Source organism: Leptospira fletcheri, assembly GCF_004769195.1.
GTDB classification, from domain to species: Bacteria; Spirochaetota; Leptospiria; order Leptospirales; family Leptospiraceae; genus Leptospira_B; species Leptospira_B fletcheri.
In genome coordinates, this window is the sequence record NZ_RQET01000008.1 from 146024 (window position 1) to 171589 (window position 25566).

22 protein-coding genes and 1 tRNA gene are annotated in these 25566 nt (G+C 48.6%); 15 read left to right on the top strand and 8 right to left on the bottom strand.

The window, feature by feature from the left end:
* Nucleotides 1-84 precede the first annotated feature (84 nt).
* The gene (locus EHO60_RS11540; protein ID WP_135768463.1) at nucleotides 85-810 is read left to right on the top strand and encodes a flagellar filament outer layer protein FlaA; all 726 of its coding nucleotides are present in this window, start codon (nucleotides 85-87) and stop codon (nucleotides 808-810) included.
* On the opposite strand, the gene EHO60_RS11545 is transcribed toward EHO60_RS11540, so the two are convergent.
* Nucleotides 782-1399 carry an HAD family hydrolase gene (locus EHO60_RS11545; RefSeq protein WP_135768345.1) on the bottom strand — a complete coding sequence of 206 codons (618 nt, stop codon included), beginning with the start codon at nucleotides 1397-1399 and terminating at the stop codon, nucleotides 782-784. The two genes, EHO60_RS11540 and EHO60_RS11545, sit on opposite strands and share 29 nt — an antisense overlap.
* Before the next feature lie 5 nt (nucleotides 1400-1404).
* Between EHO60_RS11545 and EHO60_RS11550 the strand changes: the two genes are divergently transcribed.
* Entirely contained in the window at nucleotides 1405-2640 is a 1236-nt protein-coding gene (locus EHO60_RS11550; protein ID WP_135768346.1) for a 3-deoxy-D-manno-octulosonic acid transferase, read from the top strand.
* Nucleotides 2641-2684: 44 nt separating this feature from the next.
* Entirely contained in the window at nucleotides 2685-4583 is a 1899-nt protein-coding gene (gene nadE / locus EHO60_RS11555; protein WP_135768347.1) for an NAD(+) synthase, read from the top strand.
* 28 nt (nucleotides 4584-4611) lie between these two features.
* On the opposite strand, the gene EHO60_RS11560 is transcribed toward nadE, so the two are convergent.
* Nucleotides 4612-5352 carry an LIC_20245 family lipoprotein gene (locus EHO60_RS11560; RefSeq protein ID WP_425460290.1) on the bottom strand — a complete coding sequence of 247 codons (741 nt, stop codon included), beginning with the start codon at nucleotides 5350-5352 and terminating at the stop codon, nucleotides 4612-4614.
* A 22-nt stretch (nucleotides 5353-5374) separates the two neighbouring features.
* On the opposite strand from EHO60_RS11560, the gene EHO60_RS11565 reads away from it, so the two are divergent.
* The 6 genes from EHO60_RS11565 to recJ all read left to right on the top strand — a co-directional run bounded on the left by EHO60_RS11565 (nucleotide 5375) and on the right by recJ (nucleotide 11137).
* Complete coding sequence (locus EHO60_RS11565; protein ID WP_135768465.1) at nucleotides 5375-6157, top strand: LIC11073 family putative lipoprotein; 783 nt, start codon at nucleotides 5375-5377, stop codon at nucleotides 6155-6157.
* Nucleotides 6154-6903, top strand: a complete 750-nt coding sequence (rsmI, locus tag EHO60_RS11570; RefSeq protein WP_135768348.1) for a 16S rRNA (cytidine(1402)-2'-O)-methyltransferase — start codon at nucleotides 6154-6156, stop codon at nucleotides 6901-6903. Before EHO60_RS11565 ends, rsmI begins: the two co-directional genes overlap by 4 nt.
* A gap of 12 nt (nucleotides 6904-6915) precedes the next feature.
* Complete coding sequence (locus EHO60_RS11575) at nucleotides 6916-7239, top strand: flagellar biosynthesis anti-sigma factor FlgM (RefSeq protein ID WP_135768349.1); 324 nt, start codon at nucleotides 6916-6918, stop codon at nucleotides 7237-7239.
* A gap of 86 nt (nucleotides 7240-7325) precedes the next feature.
* Nucleotides 7326-8495, top strand: coding sequence for an iron-containing alcohol dehydrogenase (locus EHO60_RS11580; RefSeq protein WP_135768350.1), 1170 nt, complete (start codon nucleotides 7326-7328; stop codon nucleotides 8493-8495).
* 414 nt (nucleotides 8496-8909) lie between these two features.
* Nucleotides 8910-9230: a bactofilin family protein gene (locus tag EHO60_RS11585; RefSeq protein WP_135768351.1), complete on the top strand. Its 321-nt coding sequence runs from the start codon at nucleotides 8910-8912 to the stop codon at nucleotides 9228-9230.
* Between the two features lie 2 nt (nucleotides 9231-9232).
* The gene (gene recJ, locus EHO60_RS11590; RefSeq protein ID WP_135768352.1) at nucleotides 9233-11137 is read left to right on the top strand and encodes a single-stranded-DNA-specific exonuclease RecJ; all 1905 of its coding nucleotides are present in this window, start codon (nucleotides 9233-9235) and stop codon (nucleotides 11135-11137) included.
* Here recJ and pcnB read toward each other — a convergent pair.
* The gene (pcnB, locus tag EHO60_RS11595; protein WP_135768353.1) at nucleotides 11134-12591 is read right to left on the bottom strand and encodes a polynucleotide adenylyltransferase PcnB; all 1458 of its coding nucleotides are present in this window, start codon (nucleotides 12589-12591) and stop codon (nucleotides 11134-11136) included. The genes recJ and pcnB overlap by 4 nt on opposite strands.
* A 58-nt stretch (nucleotides 12592-12649) precedes the next feature.
* Between pcnB and EHO60_RS11600 the strand changes: the two genes are divergently transcribed.
* Both EHO60_RS11600 and EHO60_RS11605 read left to right on the top strand, forming a co-directional pair.
* Entirely contained in the window at nucleotides 12650-13666 is a 1017-nt protein-coding gene (locus tag EHO60_RS11600; RefSeq protein WP_135768354.1) for a M23 family metallopeptidase, read from the top strand.
* Between the two features lie 76 nt (nucleotides 13667-13742).
* Nucleotides 13743-14717 carry a prolipoprotein diacylglyceryl transferase gene (locus EHO60_RS11605; RefSeq protein ID WP_135768355.1) on the top strand — a complete coding sequence of 325 codons (975 nt, stop codon included), beginning with the start codon at nucleotides 13743-13745 and terminating at the stop codon, nucleotides 14715-14717.
* Nucleotides 14718-14750: 33 nt separating this feature from the next.
* Here the strand turns inward: EHO60_RS11605 and EHO60_RS11610 are convergent, their stop codons facing one another.
* On the bottom strand, nucleotides 14751-16127 hold the full coding sequence (locus EHO60_RS11610; protein WP_425460292.1) for a protein-disulfide reductase DsbD family protein: 1377 nt from the start codon (nucleotides 16125-16127) through the stop codon (nucleotides 14751-14753).
* Between the two features lie 321 nt (nucleotides 16128-16448).
* Between EHO60_RS11610 and EHO60_RS11615 the strand changes: the two genes are divergently transcribed.
* The gene (locus EHO60_RS11615) at nucleotides 16449-17213 is read left to right on the top strand and encodes a hypothetical protein (RefSeq protein ID WP_135768357.1); all 765 of its coding nucleotides are present in this window, start codon (nucleotides 16449-16451) and stop codon (nucleotides 17211-17213) included.
* Nucleotides 17214-17331: 118 nt separating this feature from the next.
* Here EHO60_RS11615 and glnA read toward each other — a convergent pair whose 3' ends face one another.
* Nucleotides 17332-18753 (bottom strand): type I glutamate--ammonia ligase, encoded by a 1422-nt coding sequence (gene glnA, locus EHO60_RS11620; RefSeq protein ID WP_135768358.1) that lies wholly within the window; start codon nucleotides 18751-18753, stop codon nucleotides 17332-17334.
* Nucleotides 18754-19073: 320 nt separating this feature from the next.
* Between glnA and EHO60_RS11625 the strand changes: the two genes are divergently transcribed.
* The 3 genes from EHO60_RS11625 to EHO60_RS11635 all read left to right on the top strand — a co-directional run bounded on the left by EHO60_RS11625 (nucleotide 19074) and on the right by EHO60_RS11635 (nucleotide 20790).
* Entirely contained in the window at nucleotides 19074-20291 is a 1218-nt protein-coding gene (locus EHO60_RS11625) for a hypothetical protein (RefSeq protein WP_135768359.1), read from the top strand.
* 105 nt (nucleotides 20292-20396) lie between these two features.
* Nucleotides 20397-20473 (top strand) — tRNA-Met (locus EHO60_RS11630).
* Nucleotides 20474-20490: 17 nt separating this feature from the next.
* Nucleotides 20491-20790: a Cys-rich protein gene (locus EHO60_RS11635; RefSeq protein WP_135768360.1), complete on the top strand. Its 300-nt coding sequence runs from the start codon at nucleotides 20491-20493 to the stop codon at nucleotides 20788-20790.
* Nucleotides 20791-20838: 48 nt separating this feature from the next.
* Here the strand turns inward: EHO60_RS11635 and thiH are convergent, their stop codons facing one another.
* Genes thiH through EHO60_RS11650 form a run of 3 tightly spaced genes read right to left on the bottom strand, consistent with a single transcriptional unit; the run spans nucleotide 20839 to nucleotide 25555 of the window.
* On the bottom strand, nucleotides 20839-21969 hold the full coding sequence (gene thiH, locus EHO60_RS11640; protein WP_135768361.1) for a 2-iminoacetate synthase ThiH: 1131 nt from the start codon (nucleotides 21967-21969) through the stop codon (nucleotides 20839-20841).
* On the bottom strand, nucleotides 21950-22765 hold the full coding sequence (locus EHO60_RS11645; RefSeq protein WP_135768362.1) for a thiazole synthase: 816 nt from the start codon (nucleotides 22763-22765) through the stop codon (nucleotides 21950-21952). Before EHO60_RS11645 ends, thiH begins: the two co-directional genes overlap by 20 nt.
* 6 nt (nucleotides 22766-22771) lie before the next feature.
* Complete coding sequence (locus EHO60_RS11650; RefSeq protein ID WP_135768466.1) at nucleotides 22772-25555, bottom strand: chromosome segregation SMC family protein; 2784 nt, start codon at nucleotides 25553-25555, stop codon at nucleotides 22772-22774.
* Between the last annotated feature and the right edge of the window lie 11 nt (nucleotides 25556-25566).

Below are 25566 nucleotides of genomic sequence, written 5' to 3' on the forward strand. Positions count from 1 at the left end.
TGAAAACGGGCAAAAAACTGAGGTTTACTCAGGTGAAATCCGAATTCTTCCGAAGGAAGTACCGTGGAAGTACGGTCGAATTTTCTGCTACGAAATCTGTTCGTTCTCTTGTTCCTCCCCGGTTTGACTTGGGCTCCTCCGGTGACCAGAGACCAGGACGAATCAAGCCGGGTCCTCCAACTCGAAAAAGTACTCCAAGATTGGAAACACTACAATCTTTTTCTGGTCGATTCCTTCGAGGGAGAACGTCCTTGGGAGATCTATCGCGGAATTTCCTTCGTCAATAGAATCGAATTCACTTCCCAGGTTCCCGTTTCTCCCGCGTTTTTAAAGGAAAGAGAACTCTACAAATCTTCCCAACCGGAAGAGTACAGATCCATGATGGTCCAAAGCAATTTCGAAAATCCCAAATTAGAGCGTTTAGAAATACGGCCCAAGGAACCGATCCGCTTACCGATCGGAATTCCCACACGTATTTTCTTTTGGGCTTATTCCTCGAATCATAACGCCTCGGTGGAAATCGTATTTAAGCAAAGACATTCCAAGGAAGTGATTCAGGAAATCGGGAATTTGAAATTCGACGGCTGGAAACGGATCGAAGCCAAACTTTCTCTTCCGCCCAGGAACATTCGATTGAACCAATCTCTGAGATTTCCTTTGGAAGTCGGAGCGATCCGGATCAAGCCGAATCCTTTCCAGGAAAAAGGGGAATTCATCTTTTATATGGACCGACTGGGAATCCTGATCGATAGCAGGGACGAAATCTATCCGGGAGCCGAAATCAAAGACAATTGGGGTACTGCTCTCTGAGGAACTCCTCAAGCCCCGTCGGATTCTTCGGATCAAAACGATAAGAGTTCCAATTCAGATAGCCGGCGACTTCCACATTCGTGGGATTGTCGTCTATGAATACGATTTCCCGTTCCGGAAAATCCACTTCGATCCATTGGTAATATTCCTGGGAAGGTTTGCGCACTCCCATTTCGCAGGAAAAATAGAGTCTGTCCAGGGAATGGAGTAAAGTTCCGACTTCCGGAAACTTTAGGAGCTCCTTGTACCAAATCGAATAATTGCTGGCCAAAATCACTTGAAACCCTTTTTGTTTTAGCCTTCGAACCACCTTGGCCGTTTCCTCGATGAGTTCGACGGAAGAGAACATTTTTCGTTTCAATTCTTCCGGATTCGGAAGTCCCGCCAATCTGTGGGATTCGAGATAAAACCTGGAAAAGAATTCCTTCTCCTCGATTTGGCCTTTTTCGAATTCCAAGAAAGCTTGCCTTTCCCGGCCGTTTTTAAAAGATTCCAACTGATCCTTGGATAATAGGGCGCGGAGAGCCGAGTGAAACGGATCTTTGATCAGTGTGTCCATCAGATCGAACACGAATAGCGGAGATCGCATACCCCATGCTTTTCTTTTATAGAATTTTGACGATTCTTCTTTGGATTCCGATTCGTGTTTTGTCCCTATCGATTCCGGCGGCTCGGGAATTCTTCCGTGTGAGGAAGGAAGACTTCGCGAGAATTCGTTCCCTCCCCGGTCCGGATCCGGCGCGAAAAGTAATTTGGTTCCATGCCTCCTCCGTAGGAGAATTGGACCAATGCAAAGCGCTCGCGACGGAATTCCGAAAACGGGAGCCGCAAACTCTGATTCTACAGAGCGTATTTTCTCCTTCCGTTCGGGAATCGCAGCTGGATGCGTTTCCCGCGGATGTGAAGTTCCACCTTCCTTTGGACTTTCCTTGGGCTTATCGTCTCTTGTTCGACAAATTCCGACCGAAGACGTTAGTGCTGATGGCCTGGGATCGTTGGCCGAATCTTTTGCTCTCCGCAAAGAAAAGAGGCGTCCGAACGGTGCTGGCCTGCGCAGTCATCACGCCCCCCGCCGGATTTTTCGGGAAAAAATTCTATCGTTGCGTCTTCGGGCTCTTCGACCGAATTTATCCTTCCCATCTCTCTGCGGAAAAAAATTTCAGAAAACTCCTAGGGCCTAAGGCGGAGATCAAGACGTTGGGGGACTGTAGGATCGATACGGTGATTCGAAAAGTGGAGTCAAATCCGGGAAGTTTTCGGAGACCGAACGGATATCCTTTTCCGAAGGTTCTTCTTTTGGCTTCCACGTACGAGGAGTGCGAAGATCTCCTTCTCCCTTTGCTTTCCGAACCGTCGTTAAGCGACTTTGCATTCTGGATCTTTCCGCATAAAACGGATCCTGCCAGAATCCGATCCGTCTTAGCCGAGGTTTCCCGAAGGACGGAAAACGTTCGCCTCTATACTTCCGGCCCTTTCGAAACTACCGACGCGAGAGTCGTGGTTTTCGACGTTTTAGGCATTCTCGCGTTCGCATACCAAGCCGCAGATTTTGCTTATGTAGGTGGAGCCCTGCGTCACCGTGTTCACAACGTGTTGGAGCCGGCCTATTTCGGCTTGCCGATACTGACAGGCCCGAAGATCGATCACTCTCCGGAAGCAAAGGAACTGAATTCGCAGGGTGGACTGTTCATCGTGAAAAACGAAAAAGACGTTTTGGAAGCGCTGTCTCTTTCTTCGGAAAGATTGGAAAAGATCGCCTCTTCGAATCAGGCTTTTTTGGAATCCGGAAGAGGAGCCGCGAAGCGGATCTACGAGGAATTGGAGAAGTAAAAAAAGGTTTCCGCAAGGGTGCTGGCGAAGACACTAGGGAGAACATGTCGATCTATCGCTGTACCGCAGTAAGTATCCGGACCACCCCTCTCGATTTTCGCGGAAACCGGGAAAGGATTCTGGCTGCATTAGAAAAATGCAAAACTTCCTCGATCGTTCTTTTTCCCGAACTTTGCATTTCCGGCTACGGCTGCGAAGACGCCTTCTATTTCCCTTGGGTGTGGGAACATTCATGGAAGAGTCTGATCCAAATTGCGGAAGCCTCAGGTTCCAGAACGGTCGTTCTCGGATTGCCTTTTTTCCAGAGTCCTTATCTTTACAACGTAGCCGCAGTCGTCCGGAACGGCAAAGTGATCGCTTTAGTACCGAAACAGAATCTTGCGCAAACGGGAGTTCATTACGAAAACAGGTGGTTCACCAAAGGGGAAGAAGCCGATCCTTATGCGATCGCTCCGGACGGGAGTGAAATATCCTTCGGCTCAATACTTTTCGAGACGGACGATTTCAATTTCGGAATCGAGATCTGCGAAGACTCATGGGTCCAAACCAGGCCGGGGCAGAATTTAGTGGAAGCCGGAGCGGATCTGATTCTTTCTCCCGGAGCTTCCCACTTTGCTCTCGGAAAACAAGAGACCAGAAAGAGACTTTTCGGAGAAGCCTCGCGGAACGGAGCCGGAGCCGTCCTGTATTCCAATCTGAACGGCAACGAATCTGGAAGATTGATTTTCGAAGGCGGATCCTTGGGATTCTTGGAAGGTGCGCTCGTAGCGGAAGGACCCAGATTTCATTTTACGGATTTCGAATTCATTCATTTGGATTTGGACTCGAGCGACTTACGTTCCAAGAGGGCGCGGAATTTTCGTCCTTCCGGCACGAGAGAATCCAGATCCAAAAGCAAAAATCTGCAAAGGATCCGTATCGTAGAATTCCCTTCCGTTCTTACGAAAGAACGGGTTTCTCCCTCTTCGGCGGAGAAAGGAAGGGACGACTTTCGCGATTTTACGAGGGCTGTCTCTCTCGGTCTATTCGATTATTTAAGGAAATCTAAAACGAAAGGCTATACTCTTTCCCTTTCCGGAGGAGCGGACAGCGCCGCCTGCGCCTTGTTGGTGAAGGCGGGGATCCTGATCGCGAAGAAGGAATTAGGAAAGGACTACCTTGCATCCGTCGGTCTGAACGAAAAGAATCTGCTCTGTACTCTCTACCAAGGAACCGAAAACAATTCGGACCTGACGCAAAACAACGCGCAGGCATTGGCCGCAGAATTAGGAGTTCCCCACTCCATTATCCGGATCGATTCCGAAGTTTCCTCCATGATCCAAAAGATTTCGGAAGTGGTCGGTTACGTTCCTAATTGGGAGTCGCACAATCTCGCGCTCCAAAACATCCAAGCTAGGGTGCGTTCCCCTTTGATTTGGCTCTTGGCCAACTTGAACGGCCATTTGCTTTTATCCACCGGAAACAGAAGCGAAGCCAGCGTAGGATATACCACTATGGATGGAGATTCCTCGGGTTCGGTAGCACCTCTTACCGGAATCAGCAAAGAATTCCTATTGGCTTGGCTGCGAAACGTGATGGAAGGAAAGGACGAAATCCTGCCCGCAATCCGAGCTCTCGAGCAAATCCTAGACTCCAAGCCTACCGCGGAACTGAAACCTCTACAGGACAAACAGGAAGACGAAAAAGATCTGATGCCTTATCCTTTATTACAAAAGTTGGAAGAATCCTTCGTTTTCAAGGGAGTTTCTCCCTCGCAAATCGATCGTAACGTGGATTGGGAAAATCCAACGGAGGCTCGAAACGGATCCGAGAAATTTCTCAAACTCTTTCCCGCCAACCAATGGAAACGGGAAAGGTTACCCCCTTCCTTTCATTTGGACAGTTACGGGTTGGATCCGAAGTCCAGCTTCCGCTTTCCGATTTTGAGCGAAATTACGTTCTGATTTTTCGGAAAGCCTTTCGAAACCCGGATCACTGTGCCATTTCGTCGAAGGCTTTCTTTTTGTCCCTCTGTACCTGTTCGAATTGCTGGACCATGGATTGGCGTATCGTCTCCAATTTTTTTTCCTGCTCGTCGTCCCCGGAACCTTTTTGTAAATCCACCAGGTAGTTGACTATGTCCAAGCGATCCTTGGCCTGCTTTTCAATAAAATCGTAATATGTTACCGTCTGTTCCTGGGAAGCGGTCCGACTCATAACCGCGCGGGTCGCATCCGAAACCCTTTGTTCGAATTGTTTTTTCTGTTCTTTTTCCGTAGGACTTAATTTTACCGGGATAAGGGAGTTCCCGGGAAACCGTTCTTTCAGTTGCTGAAAGCGGTCCATCTCGTCGTTGGTATAGGGCTTTCCGGTTTGAGGATTGACTGGGTTGTCCGCGTCTGCCGCATCCTCACTGCGTTCCTGAGATGAGCCGGACTTTTCGCTTTCTACATATTCTCCCTTACCGGAACGAAAAAAATCGGAATCGAAAACGGATCCTGCCGGTCCGGAATTTCCACCCGAACGATCGGAAGAACGAGAACCGCCTCCGCCTAAGAGACTGGCCACCGCATCCGCCTCCCCTTTTTTTCGATCGGAACCTCCGCCGTCCTCTCCTCCGGAAAAAAGAAAAACCAATACTAAGATGAAAACTAGAATAAAGCCGCCGATGAATAGAATCTTACGTATGCCGTTCAAGACGATAGCCTCCGTATTTTTTAGTTGTAAGACCATCCTTAGGGTGAATCCTATCCCTGTGGGTCGTATTTCGGGGATCTCATACAGCTTCTATACGGGCAACCTAAAAACCCGACGGATTGGCAGCACCCTCTTCTCTCTTTTGTTCCTCTTTTTATCGAATGGATGCGGAACAAACACGGAAGTAGCCCAATCCCCCTTCGTTTTTCTCACTCCCGTCACCGTCCCCCAAGTCTATAGCGTTCTGGCTACGAATCCGGGGATGGATAATTATTTCAACGTTATCGACCCTTTGTACTCCATCAATTATGCGAATTACAAGCCGAACTATCTCTTGAAATATTTCGTTACGAACCTAGAACCGCAGTTCGTAGGATACAACCTATACATCACCGCTGCCACACCCTCCATCGCAGAAACATCTACGAGCGGAGGATTGTATTTGGTGAACGGAACGCAGCCTTCCTTCCCCCAATTAGCGATTCAGGATTCCACTACAACTCCGATCATCCAAAGGGTCCAAAACTTCATCCCTCCCCCCGGAGTTACCTCTTTTCAAAAATGCGAAGTTTATACTTTTACATTGAGGGCGCTGTTGAATTCCGGGGTTTTGTCCAACCAATCGACTCCGGTATCGCGTTGTAGTTCCTTGCAACCCGCCTTAGAATGCGGAACGGATACCAGTTGCAACCCTTCTTATTGCCAGGACCCAGCATGCACCGCATCCGTACAGGCCACTTGTTCCGTAGGAACCATCTGCAATCCTTGTAATTACCCGAGCGTGGCCAAAATCGGCTGCCCTTGCCCTTCCGGCGTGCTTCCCCCCGGCTGCAATCTATGAATCTGTCCTGGGACTCCAGGTTCAAAGCCCAACCGGGTACCGCTTACGTGGTCGCTACTCCCATCGGCAATCTGGAAGACATTACTTTGCGGGCGATCGAAGTTTTGAAGCAAACGGACCAAGTTTATTGCGAAAACGCGGCGTACAGCAAACGACTCTTCTCGGCCTTCGGAATTTCCACACCTTGCCGAACCTTGTACAAAGACCAATCGGAACATCCTTTCGCGAATGTGATCTCCGACCTCCGTTCCGGACAAACCTTGGCCTTGGTTTCGGATGCCGGAACTCCCGGAGTGTCCGACCCCGGTTCCCAATTGGTCCGGGTGTTAAGAGAAAACGAAATTCCTGTGGTTCCCATCCCCGGAGCTAGCGCCCTTACCGCGCTTTTGTCCGTTTCCGGTTGGCAGGTCCAACCCACCCTTTTTCTAGGATTTCTTTCCGAAAAAAAGGGTAAAAAAAGGAACCAATTGAAGGAGTGGGAATCGTTCGAAGGGGTGCTTGCGGTCTTCGAATCCGTTCACAGAATCAAGGATACCCTACTTGCTGCTCGGGAGATTTTTCCCCAATCTCCGATTCTGGTAGGGAGGGAATTGACGAAATTGCACGAGGAAATCCTGAAAATCGACCCCGAGCAGGACCTCGAGACCCTAAAATTCGCGGAAAAAGGGGAATTTGCGATCTTAATCCTAGGAAAACCTAAAAAAATGCTTAACGGACGTGTCGGGGTTGCCGATACTTTCAAGTAAGAGGGAAAACCAATGACCATTGACAAAATAGGCGGCATCAGTGGCGGTTCCTACGAGCCTCGTAAACCGACTCCTGTAAGGAAAAACGAAGCCAAAGAATCTTTCGATAATATATCCATATCCGATACTGCGAAACAAAAGGCTTCCGAAGCCCGTTTACAAGCGGAAGTTCAGGCAATCTCCCAAAAGATCGCCTCTTCCCCTATAGACTCAGAGCGTTCCGCCAAGCTGAAGGAAGTAAAAGAAAAGCTAAAGAACGGTGATTACGATTCTCTTAGCCCCGAAATCCTGAACGCTGTCGCGGATCGGATCGCCGAGTCTTTTCTCGGACGTTGATTTCGTCTGATTACCCGGAATAAAATCCCTTGCGTTCCGGGTTCTATTTCGCCCCTTCCCAACCCTAAATAACGGGAGGACCGCAGGTGCCGATACTCCCCGATTGGATTAATTTCAGTTTTCCCACAAAAGTGCATTTTGAAGCCGATTGCGGCTTCAAAATGGGTAGCTTTATCAAGAACGTAGGAACTAGGGCAGTGATACTTTCCACTCAGACCGAGCTGGAAAACATGGACGAATTCTCCATCATCAAAACTTCCCTGGAAAAGCATATCGACGGAGTCATCCTTTACGATAATATCGAAAAAGAACCCACGTTAAAGGAACTGGACACTGCCGCCTACTTCGCGAGAATTTCCAACGCGAACTGCATCATCGGTTACGGTTCCTATGAAAGTTTGAACGCCGCCAAGCTGGTTTCTGTATTGGCCAATAGCGATTCGTTTGCGGAGGAGGTATTTATCTCCAAACGCGGACCGAAATTGAAGAAGCCCATTCCTACGGTTTTGATTCCCACCCACCCTATTATGGGTTTGGAATGTTCTCCTATCGCCACGATCTATACGGACGAAGATAGAACCGTCCGTTACTTTACCCACGAAAATTTGTTTCCCGAGTTGGTGATAGCCGACGCGAAGATCGGAGCCTTTATGACTTCTGCCGACGTGGCAAAGGTAGGCGTCGGAATTTTAGCGGCTGCAGTCGACAGCATTCTTTCGAAATACTCGAACGAGCTCACAAACTCCTCCTCCTTAAGAGCGATAGAACTCATCTATAAGAACCTTGTCCCTGCGATTCGCGACCCTAAGAATCTACAATATAGGAATTCCATCTTCGGAGCCAGTATTTTGGTGGGAATGTCCCATTCCTCAAGTTCATTAGGATTATGTTATGCACTTTCGCTCGCGGCTTCCAATTTGACGAATTTGGACATTTTCCAGGCCATGTCCATCCTTCTTCCTCACGTCATGGAATACAACCTTACGTCGTCGGCCGGTAAATACGTGCTGATCGCCAAAGCTTTGGACGAGGATATTACGAATATCTCGGTGATCGAGGCTGCCATCAAAGCAGTGGAAGGAATCCGAAAGATTTATATAGAACTTCGAATTCCGCAAAGACTTTCGGAATACGAAGTACGAAAAATAGACCTTCCCGGGATCGCGAGTTTGGCTTCTTCTTTTTCCTTTTTAGACTGCCTTCCCAGGGAATTACCCAAAAACGAAATCGAAACGATTCTAGTCGCAGCGTTCTAAGAAAGGATTTCCGACAGAGAGCATCGGGTCGTCTGTAGGTCGCGCGGGACTAGGTTTGCTAGGGGATTTTTTGGGGGTCCCACCCTATTCGGGCGGAGGAGGTGTGTTCGTGGGCAATTCCGCCCATTTCTGTATTACCAAAAGATCATACCGACAACTTTTTTTGTGATACTTTCATGTAGGAGGTCATACAAACAATTTTACTCAAAAAAGGTTTACCGAAAAAAGAATTCATGCTACGTGCGTTCGCAGCCGCTTCGGGGGTACCACCGCACCGGCCCCCGCCCAAACGAGGGCGGGGACCATCCCCCCAAAAAAACACCACTTCCCGAGAGAACCCCGGAACCGAAGAAAAAGGAACTAGGACCGGGAAAAACATTTGAAAGGGGCCCGTAAAAAATCAGAATGGAAACAATGAACGAAGAATCTATCGACACTGTGATCGGAGACGACATCCAATTCAGGGGAAAACTCCGCTTTAACAATGCTCTTAAAATCAAAGGGGCCTTTAAAGGGACGATAGAAACGACCGGAACCCTGGTCATCGGAGAAACGGGACAAGTAGAGGCGGATATCGAAACCGGCACTCTAGAGGTGGAAGGTGACCTCAAAGGAAACATCAATGCCACCCAAAGGATCTCCGTCCGAAAAACCGGCAAAATCGTCGGAGACGTCAAAACTCCCGATCTGGAAGTCGAGTCCGGGGCGAAGTTCAGCGGAAACTGCATCATGTAGCCATGCCGAAACATGGCCCTTCCCTTTCCGACCTCCCTCTTTCCAATCTTTCCGGCTTAAGCCCTCTCCAGTCCTTTCTATTGTCATCCCGTTTCCAGGATACGATCCGGATACCCGCGCGACTCAGTCCTAGATTCGAGGACCTACCTTCCCCGTTTTTGCTCCCCGATATGGAGAGTGCGCTCGAACTTTTAAAGCGATCCGTTCGGGAAAAAAAATCCATCCTGCTTTTCGGAGATCGTGACAGCGACGGAGTCAGTTCCACGAGTCTATTGGGAAATTTTCTAAAGAAAATCCATACGGGGAAATTGACGATCAAGACTTCCAGTGAAGAAGATTACGGCCTCTGTCCTCCGGCCATGAAGTTCGTTCGGGAAGTGAAACCGGATCTGCTCATCACGTTGGATTTCGGCACGAGCAATAACCTCGAAATCGAGGAACTGAATTCCGAAGGCATGCAAGTGATCGTTCTGGATCACCATGAGATTCCGGAAAAGATTCCCACTTCCTGTAAGTTGGTTTCGCCTAAAAGAATCGATTCCATTTACCCTTACGAGAAAATCTGCACGTCCGTTCTAGCTTGGAAGCTTATTACCGCGTGGCTGTACGATTCTTTGGAAAAATCCGGCGAGTATGTTTGGGTCCGAGATGGAGAAACGCTATTCGAAGGATCTTTGGTCCGAAAAGGGATTCTACTTTTCCGGGGGGAAAGGTCGGTCGCAGAAAATCTATTTCCGGTTCCCTTTCGGGAGTGGCCAAACGCGATCGACGAGGAATACCCGGAAAGATTCGTATTCTTTTCCCAAATATCGGAATCATCCGATATTTGGGAGGAAGTCAAACAAAATCTGGACCTGGCTGCGATAGGTACGATCACCGACATGATGCCTTTAACGGGCGAGAATCGGATCATCGTTCAAAAAGGTTGTCTCACCTTGCAGAAACTTCTCTCCGGAATTGATTCGCACCGTCCGGGATTGAAGCAGTTAATGAAGCGCCTGGAATTAAATCCGAAAAAAATCTCCTCGAGGGATTTAGGTTGGAGTATCGGCCCCGCCTTGAACGCAGCGGGAAGGATGGGTAAGACCGAAACCGCATTAAAGCTTCTGCTAAGCGAATCGGACCAGGAAGCGGAATCTTGGGCGGCAGACCTCTTGAAATTAAACGAAGAAAGAAAGGAAAGGACCAAACGAAATTTATTCCGGGTGGAAGGATTTCTGAAACGTAAGAAAGAAAGGACGGAACGCCCCGTACTCTTTTGCTACGAACCCGATTTCGAACCGGGAGTTTCCGGAATCGTGGCGACTCGGCTCGTGGAACAATACAGAAGGCCCGTTATCTTCATCGCCCCCGATCACGGCCATGCGAAAGGAAGCATCCGTGCGTACGGAGCGGAGAACGTTCTCAATCTGCTAAAGAAAGCGGAACCGATCTTTAAACAATTCGGCGGTCATAAGGAGGCGGGCGGATTCTCTCTTCCGATAGATAAAATTCCGCAACTTGCCGAAATTCTCTTTCAGGAAGCCGATGGGTGGCTCCAAGAGGAAAAGGAAAACAGTTCCCTTTTGGAAGAAGAAAGTATCGTCAGCATCCGACCTGCCGAATTGAGCTCCGAAATCTATGATGAATTGGGGATATTCGAACCGTTCGGTCAGGGAAACCCGGTACCGATTTTATCCGTGAGGGCGGCCAAGGTACTTTCGTATAGACCGCTTTCGGAAGGAAAGCATGCGAAATTCAAAATCCTTTCCGCACCGGATTCGGTTCATTTCATCATATGGAACAAGGCGAACGAATTTTCCGAAATTCTCAGATCCAAAGGAGTCTTGGATCTCTGGGGGTATCTTGAGGAAAACACGTTCCGCTCCAAGACCACCCTGCAATTCGTGGTCACTGCGTTCGCTTAAACGTCGTCGTTCTGAGAAGAATCCGACTGACCCTCCTCGAAGTTTCGGTCCGAATTTTCCGCCAGCTTATCTTCGGGGCCCCCTTGCGATTTCCGGTTCCGCTCCCGGCGAGGTCTCCCCTTAAAATCGATTCCGTCCCGTCTGTGGTTCCGGGGAGGCTTTCCCTCTTTTTTTCCGGAGGGAAGAACCGGTCTTTTACGCACGGATATTTCCCAAAAGAAGGCACATTGCAGAGCCTTATCGTTATTATCCGCGATCGCATTGATCTTGAACACGTAAAAGGCGTCGTAAAAGAAATCCTTCTTACGGAAAAAGTTGTTTTGGGAGGCCTTTTCGTCTTCGGTATGGTAAAACCGATCCTGAGAAGCAAAAACCTTAATCAACCTTTCCTTATCTTTCTTAGGAGTTCCTAACCTTTGAAAAATCGGTTCCATAGCGCTCTTCAAAGAAGCAACCAAATGGCCGCCCTTTTTTAAGACCGCCTCCTGTACGATATCCGAAAAAATTAATGCGTAGAAAATCTGGGGAGTGAGCTCCTCTCTTTCCGATAGCAGCTTGTCCGCGATCGCAAGACGCTTGCCCACTCCGGTCTGCAAAAACTTCTCTCCGAAGTCGGGATCCTTCTTTTTTTCTTTTTCGAAGGCTTCCTTAAACAGAACGTCCAAAAGATGGTTCTGAGCCATTCCCTGAAATATGAGGGAGGTCTTCCATGTGCGGAAGATCTTATTGTATTCCTCCAGCATTCTGGAACTGGACGCTTTTTCCAATTCGGAAACGTTCTTTTTAATCGACTTGGAAGTTCCCTTATCGATCTTCAGGCCCAAAAGAACCGCGAACTTCACGGCACGTAACATTCGAACCGGATCTTCACGGAAAGAAATTTCCGGATTTCCGATCACCCTTAGCTGGCGATTTCTTATATCGTCGTAGCCGCCAACGTAATCTACGATGGAATCGTTTCGAATATCATAATAAAGCGCATTGATCGTAAAGTCCCGACGAGCGGCATCTTCCTGCGGTGTTCCGAACTTATTGTCCCGCTTGATCAGATAATCCTGCTCCTCATCGTGCTTGCCGAAGCGGTGTTCGGGCAAAGACCGGAAGGTGCTCACTTCGATTACCTTTCCACGGAATAGGATATGAACAATTTTAAAACGACGACCGATGATTCTACAGTTATTAAAGATTTTCTTAATTTGATTCGGAGTTGCGTTAGTCACCACGTCGAAATCCTTCGGCTTACGCTCCAGAAGAAGATCCCGCACTCCACCACCGACGATATATGCTTTATATCCGAATTTGTGCAGTCGATGGATGATTTTTACTGCATCCTCATCAATCATATTCTTACGGATAGAATGGGCGTCGCGATAATATCTCTTTCCTTCCGGGTAAATTAGAATGTCGTCGACGGATCCTATTTTTTTCTTGAATAGATTGGACAGAAATTTCATATGATAGGATGTACAGTCCTATAATCCCCCTCGGATCCCTACCTGCAAGTAAAAATCTATGAACATCGAGGCAAAGTTCGAAGACCAACCGAGTTATCGCGAGAGACTGAAAATTTTCTATCTTCGCGCTCGTTCGAACTGGGCGAAATTTCGGGACAAAGGCTCGCGAAAAATTTCCGTACTCCTCGTTCCCCACGACCAGGAAGCGGTCTTAAATCTGGAAGTCAGCGTGTTCATGGCGATTTTTTTGGCCGTTCTCGCCGGAGTGCTTTTCTTACTGGCTGCCGCTTTCGTGATCTACATGAATTTCTTTTTCGAGCCCGACAAGGAATTGATTCAAAAAACGGACAACAACGTAGGACTCTTTCTATACTACGACTCCTTGCTAAAGGACGCGAAAAAAGAAATTTCCGGATTGGAGCGAAAGACGGAACAGTTGAACCTCGTGGCCTGGGATGAAGTTCCTTGGAAACGCATCCTGACTTTCGACTATGTGCCGGAGTTCAGCCTGGAAAAGCAAGTACCGGAATCATCGACTAACATGAATTTGTATCAAGATACGGTGGAAGGATTTGCGGAACGGAACATCGAACTTTTCAAAATCAAACACGCTTTCCAAAACGCCTTCGACTATCTGGAAGAGAGAGAATCCATTCTCTATGCCATGCCTCGAGGACGGCCTTTGAAACCGGGAGTGGGTTTCGTCACTTCTACGTTCGGAGGTAGGGTGGATCCTTTCGGTTTAGTCCCGCTGGGGGAATTCCATTCCGGAATCGATTTTGCCGCCGGAGAAGGAACTCCTATTTACGCCACTGCGCCCGGAGTCGTAGTAGATAACGGACAGTCCGCGGGCGGATTGGGCCGGAGCATTCGCATCAATCATTTGAACGGATTTTATACTGTCTACGGACACTGTTCCCAGATTCTGGTGTCTAAGGATCAGATCGTGAATCGCGGAGATCTGATCGGACTCGTGGGATCCACGGGAAAAGCGACGGGACCTCACGTTCATTACGAAGTGCATATCGGATACGATCCCTCTATGGATCCTGCGGAATTCGTAAATATGGAATGATCGCCATGACCTCGAAATTCCTTCCGTTTCGAGAAAGAAAAATTACAAGGAAAGAACCAAATCCAAAGTAGGTAATATGTTCGAAGTTATCCCCGTACCCAAATGGCTCATGAGCTTTGTTCAGGAGTATATCAGCAGAGACTGGCACGGATTGTCCACGTTCAGCCTTTTAGTCGTACTCGCGTTTTTAGCCGCCTCTTATCTTCTACCCAAGGAACTGGAACGTAGAGGTTTGGAACCGGAGCATTCGGACTGGCTATTGATTCTGGCAGTCATCGGGACTCTGGTAGGAGCGAAGATATTCTTTATCTTCGAGATCTGGGACCAGGTCTTCGTGGAGACTCCGGGCTTCGACGGAAAATACCTTTATCCGATGACCCACTATAACGGTTTTCCGGGAAGACCGGGTTTATGGAGCAGTCTCTTTTCCGGGAGCGGCTTGGTCTTTTACGGCGGGTTCCTATTCGGACTTGCTTTCGTTACTCTCTACGTAATGAAACACAAGTTGGACGTAAAAGCGTATTTGGATGCGGCGGTTCCCAGTATGGCGATCGGTTATGCCATCGGTCGCCTGGGTTGTTTCGTTTCCGGAGACGGATGCTACGGCTTTGCGACGGACGTGAGAATCCCGTTACTCGTATTCAATTACGACGGAGCTCATCCTTCCGGCGTCCCCGTCTGGAACACCCCGATCATGGAATCTGCGGTTTCTTTTCTCTATTTCGCATATTTCCAAGGATGGGCTAGATTTCAGAATTTCCGTAAATTCAGCTTGGGAGCTCAGTACCTGATTCTACACGGAATCGCAAGGTTGAGCGTGGAATTCCTGAGAGTCAACAAGGCGGTGATTCCTTTTACCGAGCCTCCGAAATTGGTGAACATTCCGGCGGCGGACGGAAATCCCGAATTTCTCTCCGGCTATTATTGGCACGGCTTTTCCCAGTCGCAGTATGTTTCCATCGCCCTGATCCTAGTAGGGATCTATTTTCTGGTTCGGTGGAAGCTTTGGGAAAAAGAAACTCCGTCGGTCTCCGCAACAGTCCGCGCTTAACGAAAAAAAGGACTCCGACAACGGAGTCCTTTTTTATTCTTCCATCTTTGCCTGAACGGATTCGCCTCTTAGAGTCCGGATCATATCCGGAATGTTCAAGTAGTTATTCGTCTTATACAAAACGGTTCCGGTGGAAGAAAAGATCACGAAGAAAGGCAATCCGATTTTGAGTTCCGGAAATCTAGGATCGTCCTGAAACTTCGGAAACACATGATCGTCGTCCTTGATTTTTAAGAGAACGGCTTTGTTCAGCACCTCATTCAATTCCGGATCGGAGAGAGTGAGCTCCTCGAACTCCCTGCAATTCGTGCACCAATCGGCATAAAAATCCACGAATAGAAGGCGACCCTCTGATTTCGCAAGTTCGAACGCTGCCTCGGAAGTCCGGTGCCATCCTAGATTTCCGTGGGTCTCGATCGGATCCGCATGTAAGGACGCGGGAGATTTCCCCCATCCTACAAAGTGAATTAAAATCGAAAGGGAGACGATCCCACCCGCCAATAAGAGGGCCTTCTTCATTCTTTCCGTTTTAGGAAGAACCTGACTCTGGTAAAAAAAACAGGCAGCCAAAATTCCCAGAGCGATCGCCAGCACACCGAAACTGGAAATACGATCCATCCCCCAGAGCTTCATCGCCTTATCGTAATACATCCAGGCGAAATAAAATACGACTCCTCCGAGTGCGAACTGGATCCATTTCATCCACTTACCGGATTTCGGTAAGTGGAGCCCGAACACTCCAATCAATAAAAACGGAACTCCGAGACCGAGACCGAACAAACTCATTTTCAGAGAAGCTAACACTAAGGAAGACGCGGAAACTTCCTCCACTCCCGCAGATACCTGGATCAGTATGGCCACTACGACCGGGCCCACGCAGGGAGAAGACAAAAAGCCGGCACCCATTCCTAAAAAGAACGTCCCCTTCCAGCCTGGAACCTTCTTATCTTCTTTCGAGGTAAACGTAGGAAGACGGATCAGATTTATGGAACCTATCGCTAAGAGAAAGATCAAAAGGGAAAGGATCAGGTTCGTGACTGGAAACCTGAGGATCGTATTGAAGGCTCCTCCGGTGAGTCCGGCCAAAAGACCGAAGCAAAGATACATGAAAGCGAGTCCGAAATAATACAGAAACGGATGTAGGATCTTGCTCTTTCCGCATTCTCCCCGATTCTGTATGATCCCTACCGTGATCGGATACAATGGGTAAACGCAAGGGAGAAGGCTCGCCAAAAAACCGCCGGCAAATAGGAAAAAAGCCCCGAAAACGGTAAAAGAGGAATGATCTACACCCGATTCGATCCATCGGTTCAAGGACTGTAGAGTCCCTCCGGAAGAGAAACTTTCGGCAAAGATGGGTGTGGAAAAAAGAAAGGGGAATTGTAAAAAAAAGAATCTGGAAAGTTTCACATTCTGTATCACTCGAAATCCACTCGTCCGCCGTCGGTTCCAGAATATTTATTCCGCAAAAGGCAGGTTCTTTCCATTGTTTTTCCCACCTAGATACCGACAAACGTCTCTTGGGTCAATTCGGAATCCCGACCGATTTCCCTCCGTCCTAACAGTTGGACTGGATTCGGAAAGGAATGGCAGCAAAAAGGCCTTCCGGTCTCCTTGATTTTTGTTCCCAACGGGAAAAACCGAGTCCGCTTGGTCCAGAACGTCGACTATGCCCTTCCCGCCCCTTTTTGAGGGTTTTAGACCGACACGATTTTGCCGATAGAAATGCTAATGAAGGGGAAATTTCCGACCAAGAAATCGAAGGGCGCAGCGTTGGTTTTGCTAGCTCTGGTCCTATCGGGAAATTCCGGACTTTCGCCCGTTCCGGTTTCGATCAGCACAGAACCGGACCTGGACTACAATTACGAATACGAAAAAAACGGACCGTATACGAAATTCTCGGATTGGGTCCCTTACAAGCTACACAAATGGGAACCGAAGTTTCTGGAAGATTACTACGAAATGTACGGTTTGAAGCTGCATTACAAGGAAAATGAACTCCGTAGAAACATATTCTTCCTCAAGGCTGGCTTGAACCGCAGATTCCGCCACCCTCGAAACGCGCTTTGCCAGGTAAAGAACGAGGAAGAATATCACAAGTACCGGTTGCTTCTCTTCATGCACTTGAATCTCCAGATCATGCGGTCCTACATGCGCATCGCTTCCCAGTTCGACAAAAGGCATCTCTATTTTTACAATCTGGACTTCGCGCACGAACTCAAACAATCCTTCGAAGTCGCCGACGGATTTTACCAGGAAGCCGTTCCTTATTGGGAAAAAGCGGTTCGGTATGCGGATGAGGCCTCGGAAGTGGATTCGGATCTGGATCTAGGGACGATGGAAACGGAGAGGTACGAGATCATTACCGGGAAACTGGATTTCGGAAAAATCATCTCGGATCATCGGGGCAGACTGGAGAAAAAAAGAGCCACCGTAAAGGAATACCTAGTCAAGTATCCGGAAGCAGATAAACCCAATCTGGACCAGATTCCCTAGTTTCGCGATTCCGAAATCGCGAATCGGAAGCACGGAAATTCGACGACAAAGGAAAGTGAATCGATAAAACAAAAAACCCCGGAGAACCGGGGTTTTTTGTCTCTGCTTCTTCTTTCGATCAGCAGGAGTAGGTAGTGAGAAACTCGAACGGGTGCGGACGACCTTCCCAAGGCCAAATCTCGGTTTCGAATTTGTAAGCCTTGTAAGTCTGGATGAACTCTTCGGTAAACACGTTTCCTTTTTTGAAGATCTCCTTTCCGGCCAACATGTGTTCGACCGCCTCTCTAAGAGTGTGAGGCATTTGCTGGATTCCTTTTTCACGGATTTCATCCAGAGTGAGTTCGAACAGGTCTTCCTCCCGAGGAGGTCCCGGATCGATCTTGTTCTGGATTCCGTCCAGTCCCGCCATGAGCATTGCGGAGAAAGCCAGGTAAGGATTCGCGGAAGAATCCGGAAAACGGAATTCTACGCGTTTCGCTTTCTCTCCGTTTACGAAGGGAATACGAGCGCAAGCCGAACGGTTCTGAGCGGAGTACGCCAAAATCGCAGGAGCTTCGAATCCGGGCAGCAGACGTTTGTAGGAGTTCGTGGAAGCGTTCGTCCAAGCTGCTACTGTTTTACCGTGCTTCAACACACCGCCGGTATAATGAAGAGCGGTATCGCTCAGTCCTTGGTAGCCGTTCCCTGCGAACAGGTTTTTTCCGTCTTTCCAAATGGACTGGTGGCAGTGCATTCCGTTACCGTTATCTCCGTAGAGAGGCTTGGGCATGAAGGTCGCAGTTTTTCCCCATTTGTGAGCCACGTTCTTGACTACGTATTTCAGTTTTTGAACGTTATCTGCCGCTTCGATCAAGGTGCCGAATTTTACACCGATCTCTCCCTGTCCTTGAGCCACTTCGTGGTGAACCACGAAAGTCTCCATTCCGATTTTATGAAGCGTTTTTACGATGTCCGCACGAAGATCCACTTGGGAATCCACCGGAGCAACGGGGAAATATCCGCCCTTGGTTCCGGGACGGTGTCCGGTGTTGATGCTTCCGGGCATGTCGGTGTGGGAATTCCAGATCCCTTCGCTGGAATCCAGCTCGTAATATTGGATGTTGATCGCGTCGCGAACTTTCAATCCGTCGAAAATAAAGAACTCGTTTTCCGGTCCGAAATACACCGTATCGCCGATTCCGCTGGATTGCAGGTATTGAACCGCTTTTTTCGCGATGGAGCGAGGGCATTTTTCGTACGGTTGGTTTTTATAGATATCCCAAACATCGCAGAAAACCACCAGAGTAGGATCTGCGGTAAACGGATCCAGGAAGATGGTGGTCGGATCGGGAATCAATTGCATATCCGATTTGTCGATCGGCTGCCAAGCGGGGATGGAACTTCCGTCGAAGGGAAGACCTTTCAGAGTGTCTTCGCTTACGGAATCCACATGGTAGGATACGTGGTGCCACGCGCCTTTGATGTCCGTGAACCGGAAGTCGTAAAATAGAATCTTATTCGCTTTAGCAAAAGCGATCACCTCTGCGGCATTTTTAGCCATTGATATGCGTCTCCTATGTTTTTCTACTAGGTGTCTCTAATTCACACGCCCGAAGCGTGATTCGTCAAAAGATATGCAAAAGCCGTGCCAAATAAAGCTCCGCTTTTCCTAGCCACCAGAATGCCTTTCCCGAAACCTTAACGAAAGAAAGGAAAGCTCTTCCTGCTCACGCTAAAAATCCTTGAAGTGGAGGCAATCAGGAAAAAACTCCTCACCAATGGTTTCCCTGGAATTTTCGAAAGCAAGAATCCGCTCGCCTTTCCGCCAGCACCTGTACTTTAATAGTACACTCCGCTCAAAACGTACTCATGGACTCTCTGATGAAGGTTGATTTCATTTTTCCTTCTCCCCAGGATTTGCCGGTCCGAAACAATTCGGAAGAACAGGATCCCTCTCAACCCTTACTTGCGGCGCTGGAATGGGGAAAAGAAAACGGAGCAGATTCCGTTTCTTTTCTTCCGATCGGTACGGAAGGTTGGTCGGAAATTTCCCGTTGGGAACAATTTCCCCTGCGGATGGAAATCGTCCAAAACAAGAAAGCACTTTCGGACCTGCTTCCTCCTTTGGTTTTTCAGAACCGTCTTTTACTCTGGACTCACAGCCGCGAACCAGAAATCGCGGACACCTTTTTTCTCGTCTCGGAGCGGATCAAAAAATTTCGCGAGCAAGCGTCGGAGCTTCTGGAACTTCCGATCTCTTCCTTTCCGAAAGTATCCTGGACGGAAGATTCGGAAGGCGCCTCCATCCTTTTATCCGATTTGTGGGAATCCCGCAAAGGTTCTCGGATTCGATCCAAGAATTTCATCCTTCCCGAGGCCTTTCTATTTGCAAGCTCCGCGCAAAGAGACAGGATTCCGGAACTCCGTTGGACGGAATTGGAAGACGAAACGATCACACTCGTCGGAGATTTTATTTCCAGAAGAAGTCTAGGAAAATACGGGCATGTGCTCCAGGCTCTTTCCTCCTCGGAAATCACGAAAGAAAATCCGAATACCCGAGCGCATCATCCCAGGAAGATTTTTTCCGTTCCCTTCCAGCTTCTTTTGTCCGCAGCAATTTCGGCCGAGGCTTGGGAAAGATTGGTATCCTATTGTCTAGAGGAAAGGCCTCCCAAGGCGGCCATCGCGGAAAGGTTGAAAGCTTGGACGGAAAAGCAACCGGAAACGGAATCCGATTCCGGAATTCATTCCCTCTTCGAGGAAAGAACCATTTTGCTCGTGGACAAGTTCACCGGTAGAAACGACAGAAAACTTCCGGATTTTTTGGAGAAGGAATTCCGGAAAACGGAAGAGACTCGAAAACGGAAACGGGAAACCAGGTTACGGGAAATCGAAGAGGAACTCTTGCCTAGACAATTGCTTCTTGTGGAAGCACAGTCTAAGTTCGAAGGTTCCCACAACGATCGGAAACTATGGGAAGAATTCGGAAACAAATGTAGACAAAAGCTGGAAAGCCTCTTGTCCGAGCAAAGGAATCTGTCTCAGGAAGGCAGCTCTTCCAACGGAAGAAAAGCGGAGGATTGGGATCACCTGGTTTGAACATGGATTCATGGCTTGTTTTCCCCCTGGAGAAATCTTTGACAAGAGGGAGATTCCGAAAAAAATGACGAAGAAGTCTGGAAAGGCTTCATATGAAGGAAAGACGGCGACGTAGCTCAGCCGGTTAGAGCAACGGAATCATAATCCGCAGGTCCGGGGTTCGAATCCCTGCGTCGCTACCACTTTTTAAGATAGGCCTATGAAAAAGAATCTGCTTTTCACCCTCCTTTTCTCCTTATTCGTTTTGTTTGCCGCCACGAGCGCAAGCGCGCAAAATCCGGCTTGCGGACAAATCTGCGACTTCTACACGAACTGTGTGGAATCCCAAACAAAGAAGAAACTGACTGCGGAAGAACGCCCAAAGGCGGCTGCAAGCTGTCTCGCTACTTGTCGCAAAAATTTTCCTGCAGTCACACAGTGTTATGAAAGCCACGCCAACCAATGCGTTCCTTTCAACAACTGTTTGATCAACGCATACAAAGCGAAAGAGAAGAAGTAAGGAATTCGGCGGCGCTAAGGAATCGGAACATCCGATTCCAGAGAGCGATCAACTCTCGGCGCCCACCAGAAATCCCCGATCAAAATCCTTAAAGACCGGATCCAGTCCTTTATCGCGCAGCATGGCGAAGACTTCCGGAATCGTCCGAATATCTTCGATTTCGAACTGCTTGAGTTCGGTTCCTCCGGAATACCCTCCCGGATCCGTTCTGGATTCCACCGAGAGTTGAGTGACCGCCAATCCGGCGAGATGGTCCCTCATTTTAGAGGACTCACGGGTGGATTGCACGATCCCGGAATCCGGCAAAAACAATCGTAAGGCGAATAGGAATCGGACGAATTCCCGATCCGAAACCGGAAGGGTTTGGTGAAAATCCCCTTCGGCCGGCCTCATTCTGGGGAGAGAGATTTGGACCGTGCTTCTCCAATACTTTTTGGAAATGTAGGATGCGTGCTCTCCCAGTTTGAACATTTCTCCGTAAGGATTCGCGAGTCCTAAAAGCGCTCCCAGGCCGATCCTTCGGAAACCGGCGGCACCTCCGCGGTCCGGCGCTTCCAATCTGTATCTCATATTCTTCTTCATGCCCCGGAGGTGATAGGAAGAATACGCATCCGGATCGTAGGTCTCCTGATAAACCACCAATCCTTCGACTCCCTCTGCAATCAGATCCGCGTAGCCTTGCGTGTCGAGAGGATAGATCTCCATGGACACCGAGTCGAAAAATTCCCGGAGAATGCGGACGGCATTTTTAATATATTCTAAATTCGTTTTGGAGTATTCCTCTCCCGTCAGAAAGAGAAGGTGGCGGATCCCTTTCCTTCTCAGGATGCCCGCTTCCTGACGGATCTCCGGTTCGCTTAACGTCCGCCGGGGAATCTTATTCTCGAAACTGAATCCGCAATAAACGCAGGAGGAACGGCATTCATTGGAAAGATACATCGGCATGAACAGGGAGACCGTATTTCCGAATCTCTTTCTCGTCCAGGACCTGGATAAGTTCGCCATTTCCTCCAAATACGAATCGGCCGCCGGGGAAACCAAAGCCAGATAATCCTCGAAACCGACTGCCCTACCCGATGCCGACCGATCTAGCGCGAACTCCACATCCGTTTTTGTTTTGGACAGTACCCGAGTTATGGCTTCGGAAAAAGGAATGGAATCAAAAAGTTCCGTGTACATTACGATTTTCTTCTTCTAAAAATCCGGTCAAAGGACTGGAAGCAGTTGCGGATTTTCGCACCGCCGCTCTGCCGGATCCATACAAATGGGAAATCCTTCCCGCCTCCGTGGCAAGCCGGAATGCGAGCCCGATTTTCCCCGGATCTTTTGCGATCGCGATTGCGGTATTTACCAGAACGGCGTCCGCCCCCAGTTCCATCGCCTGTGCAGCGTGGGAAGGTTCTCCCAATCCGGCGTCCACGACGACCGGAACCCTGGATTGTTCGATGATGATTTCCAGATTGGCAAGGGTCCTAATCCCTTGGTTCGTTCCGATCGGAGAACCCAGCGGCATGACGGTCGCACAACCCGCCTCCTCCAGATGTTTGCAAAGGATAGGATCCGCATTAATATAAGGCAATACGATAAAGCCGTCTTTTACGAGGATTTCCGCCGCCTTCAGGGTTTCGATCGGATCGGGTAAAAGATAAACCGGATCCGGCGTAACTTCCAACTTCACCCAATTCCCCGCCCCCAGCTCTCTCGCTAAGCGGGCCAATCGTACCGCTTCCTCTGCGTTTCTCGCTCCGCTCGTATTGGGAAGAAGTAGGATTTTCTTTCTATCGATATGGGAAAGAATATCGTCGGAATTCGATTCCAGGTCCACCCTTCTCAAAGCGACGGTTACGACTTCCGTTTCGGAGGAACGTATGGCTTCCTCCATCGCCTGTCCGGAAGAGAATTTTCCCGTTCCCAGAAAAAGCCTGGAGCGAAACGACCTCCCTGCTATGACAAGTTCGTCGGATTTCGGCTGCATCAAAAATTAGACTGCCTCGGAAACCTTTCCGGCAAAGTCCCTTGCCTGGTCCAGTCGGAGGCTGACGATCTTGGAAATTCCAGGCTCTTCGTTCGTGACCCCGAAGATGGAATTCGCACGGTGGATCGTGGATTGTGCATGGGTGATCACTACGAATTGGGACCTGTCTTTGAACTTATCCAGGATTTGGCAAAACCTTAGCTTGTTCGCTTCGTCCAGCGCCGCGTCGATCTCGTCCAAAAAGCAGAACGGAGAGGGTTTTACCATGTAAATCGCGAACAATAACGCGATCGCCGTCAGGGATTTTTCCCCTCCCGAAAGCAATCTGAGATTTTGGACGTGCTTGCCGGGAGGCTCTGCCATGATTTCGATTCCCGCGTTTAGACTATCCTCTCCTTCCACCAATTCCAGAATGGCCCTACCCCCGTTAAACAAAGTAGAGAAAGTTTCCTGGAAATTCTCCCGGATCTTTTCGAACGTTTCTCGGAAGAGTTTTTCCGATTCCTCGTTGATGTTCTTCAGGATTTCCGAGATATCGTTTTTGGATTTTTCTATGTCTTCCTTTTGGGACCGATGGTGTTCGTAGATTTCCTTGATATTCCTGTATTCGTCGATGGAAAGAGGATTGATGGAACCCAACATTTGGATTTCCGATTTCAATTTTCTTAATTTGGATTCGTTCTCCCCTCTTTCGAATTTCTTATCCTTGAATTCGTCGGAAAGTTCCTGTTCCGAAATGGAATAATCGTTGTACAATTCCTCCGAAAAGGATTCCAGTTGTACGCGAAAAACGGAAACGGCTTTTTCCTTTTCCGTCAATACGGGGAATAGGTTCTTATAATCCTCTTGGTTCTTTTGGATCTCGTTCTTTAAGCCTTGGATCTCTCGGACGATATGACGCAGGGCCTCTTTTTCTGAGTCTAGGGCCCGACTCATTTCCAGGAATTCGTTATACCTGTTTTCGATCTGCAACTCCAGGTCCGCGACTTCCTTTTCGAATTCCGTCTTTTTGACTAGGAGGGTCTTGGTGGATTCCTTGGCGGAAAGAATCCTTTTTTCGACTTCCGCGATTCTCTCGGAAATGGACTTGGAGCTTTCTATCTTTCCGTTTCTTTCGGAATTCAGTTCCAGGATCCTTTTTTCAAAGTCCACGGTTCTTTCCTTGTTCCCTTCCACATCTTCCCGCAGAAGTTCGATGGAAACTCCGGATTCCTTGATGGATCTGGTATGATTCTCGTTTTCGAGAATCAAATCCTCCAACTCCTGGTCCAAGCCTTCCTTTTGGGAAAGGAATCCGTCCCGGTCGAACAAGAGACTCCGGAGTCCGTCCTCCAAAGAAAAATACTGGGAAAGACGACTGCAAAACTCCTCGGTCTGCAATTCGGATGCGAGAGAAAGGATTCTGGCCTTGTTTTCGGGAGTGAAGGAAATCTCCAATTCGGAACGGAGATTGAAACCCACGGTATGCAGACGGTCCGCTTCCGAAAGCAGAATCTCCTTCAACTCTTTCCGCCGAGTTTCCGATTCCTGAGCCTCTTTTTTTCTGGATTCCAATTGGCTAATGAGGTCGAAGACTACCTCTTTCAGTCGATCCCGCAATTCCAGATGTCGTTTGTCATTGGAACTGATCCGACCCTCTTTTTCCTGGATGGAAGCGTTTTCGAGGTCGATCTCGGTTTCGAGATCCGTCTTTTGCAATTTGAGTTCCTCAATCGCGTCCTCTAGGTTCCGAATCTGGCCTTCCAGTTCCACCGCTTCCTTTTCCGCTCTTTCCTTATCCAAAACAAGGACGCTCAAAGAGGATTCTTCGGAAGATAAGGACTCTCGAATCTCCGAAATCCGATCCTGGTAATCCTGGATGATTCCCTTATTGCTTTCCACCTTATCCTTCTGGATCTGGGTTTGGGTCAAATGGTCCAGAAGTTTCTTATCGATCTCTGCAACCTTCTTTTCCAAATCGGATTTTTCGGAATCCAAGGATTCGATCCGTCCCGTTTCCGCCGAGATGCGTTCCAACAGAACTTGGTTCTTTTCCTTCACATCCCTCAGCTCGGTCTCGGAAGCGTTCAACTTCCTAGTAAGAGTGTCGTATTTGATGAATCGAATGATCTTGTCCGTTTCGTCCAGCTGCTGTTTGAGACGGAAATATTCCTCCGCTTTTTCCGCCTGCTTTTCCTTGACTTCCATCTCCTTTTTCATGGTGCCGATGATGTCCTGGATTCGCAGAAGGTTTTGGCTGGTATCTGCCAATTTTTTGAGCGCCTCTTGGCGTTCCATTTTGAAACGGGAAATTCCTGCGGCCTCTTCGAAGATCAGCCTTCTTTCCTCCGGCTTGGAATGGAGAATACGATCCACCTTTCCCTGCTCCATGATGGAGTAGCTGGATTTTCCGATTCCGGTATCCATTAGAATTTTCTCAATATCCTTGCGCTGTACTCTGGAATCGTTGATGAGATATTCGTTGGTTCCGTCCGCATAAAGCCTACGAGTCAATTTGATCGTAGGGTAATCCATCTTGATGAGCTTGGAGGAATTGTCGAAGACTACGCTGACCTCGGCGTAACCTGCGGGCTTACGAGCCTCGGACCCGTGAAAGATAACGTCGTCCATTTTTTCACCGCGCAATCCCTTGGCGGATTTTTCTCCGAAGACCCATTTTAAAGCGTCTACGATATTCGATTTACCGGAACCGTTCGGACCTACCACTGCGGTAAATCCCGGATCGAGAAGGACTTCCGTCTCGTCCGCAAATGTCTTGAATCCAACAATATTCAGGCTTTTAAGATACATGGTTTTTTTTG

Bases quoted from the DNA above. Each gene is read 5' to 3' on its own strand.
- EHO60_RS11545 (WP_135768345.1), bottom strand. From the start codon at position 1,399: ATGCGATCTCCGCTATTCGTGTTCGATCTGATGGACACACTGATCAAA.
- EHO60_RS11550 (WP_135768346.1), top strand. From the start codon at position 1,405: ATGCTTTTCTTTTATAGAATTTTGACGATTCTTCTTTGGATTCCGATT.
- nadE (WP_135768347.1), top strand. From the start codon at position 2,685: ATGTCGATCTATCGCTGTACCGCAGTAAGTATCCGGACCACCCCTCTC.
- EHO60_RS11560 (WP_425460290.1), bottom strand. From the start codon at position 5,352: ATGGTCTTACAACTAAAAAATACGGAGGCTATCGTCTTGAACGGCATA.
- rsmI (WP_135768348.1), top strand. From the start codon at position 6,154: ATGAATCTGTCCTGGGACTCCAGGTTCAAAGCCCAACCGGGTACCGCT.
- EHO60_RS11575 (WP_135768349.1), top strand. From the start codon at position 6,916: ATGACCATTGACAAAATAGGCGGCATCAGTGGCGGTTCCTACGAGCCT.
- EHO60_RS11585 (WP_135768351.1), top strand. From the start codon at position 8,910: ATGAACGAAGAATCTATCGACACTGTGATCGGAGACGACATCCAATTC.
- recJ (WP_135768352.1), top strand. From the start codon at position 9,233: ATGCCGAAACATGGCCCTTCCCTTTCCGACCTCCCTCTTTCCAATCTT.
- pcnB (WP_135768353.1), bottom strand. From the start codon at position 12,591: ATGAAATTTCTGTCCAATCTATTCAAGAAAAAAATAGGATCCGTCGAC.
- EHO60_RS11600 (WP_135768354.1), top strand. From the start codon at position 12,650: ATGAACATCGAGGCAAAGTTCGAAGACCAACCGAGTTATCGCGAGAGA.
- EHO60_RS11605 (WP_135768355.1), top strand. From the start codon at position 13,743: ATGTTCGAAGTTATCCCCGTACCCAAATGGCTCATGAGCTTTGTTCAG.
- EHO60_RS11615 (WP_135768357.1), top strand. From the start codon at position 16,449: ATGAAGGGGAAATTTCCGACCAAGAAATCGAAGGGCGCAGCGTTGGTT.
- glnA (WP_135768358.1), bottom strand. From the start codon at position 18,753: ATGGCTAAAAATGCCGCAGAGGTGATCGCTTTTGCTAAAGCGAATAAG.
- EHO60_RS11625 (WP_135768359.1), top strand. From the start codon at position 19,074: ATGAAGGTTGATTTCATTTTTCCTTCTCCCCAGGATTTGCCGGTCCGA.
- EHO60_RS11635 (WP_135768360.1), top strand. From the start codon at position 20,491: ATGAAAAAGAATCTGCTTTTCACCCTCCTTTTCTCCTTATTCGTTTTG.
- thiH (WP_135768361.1), bottom strand. From the start codon at position 21,969: ATGTACACGGAACTTTTTGATTCCATTCCTTTTTCCGAAGCCATAACT.
- EHO60_RS11645 (WP_135768362.1), bottom strand. From the start codon at position 22,765: ATGCAGCCGAAATCCGACGAACTTGTCATAGCAGGGAGGTCGTTTCGC.
- EHO60_RS11650 (WP_135768466.1), bottom strand. From the start codon at position 25,555: ATGTATCTTAAAAGCCTGAATATTGTTGGATTCAAGACATTTGCGGAC.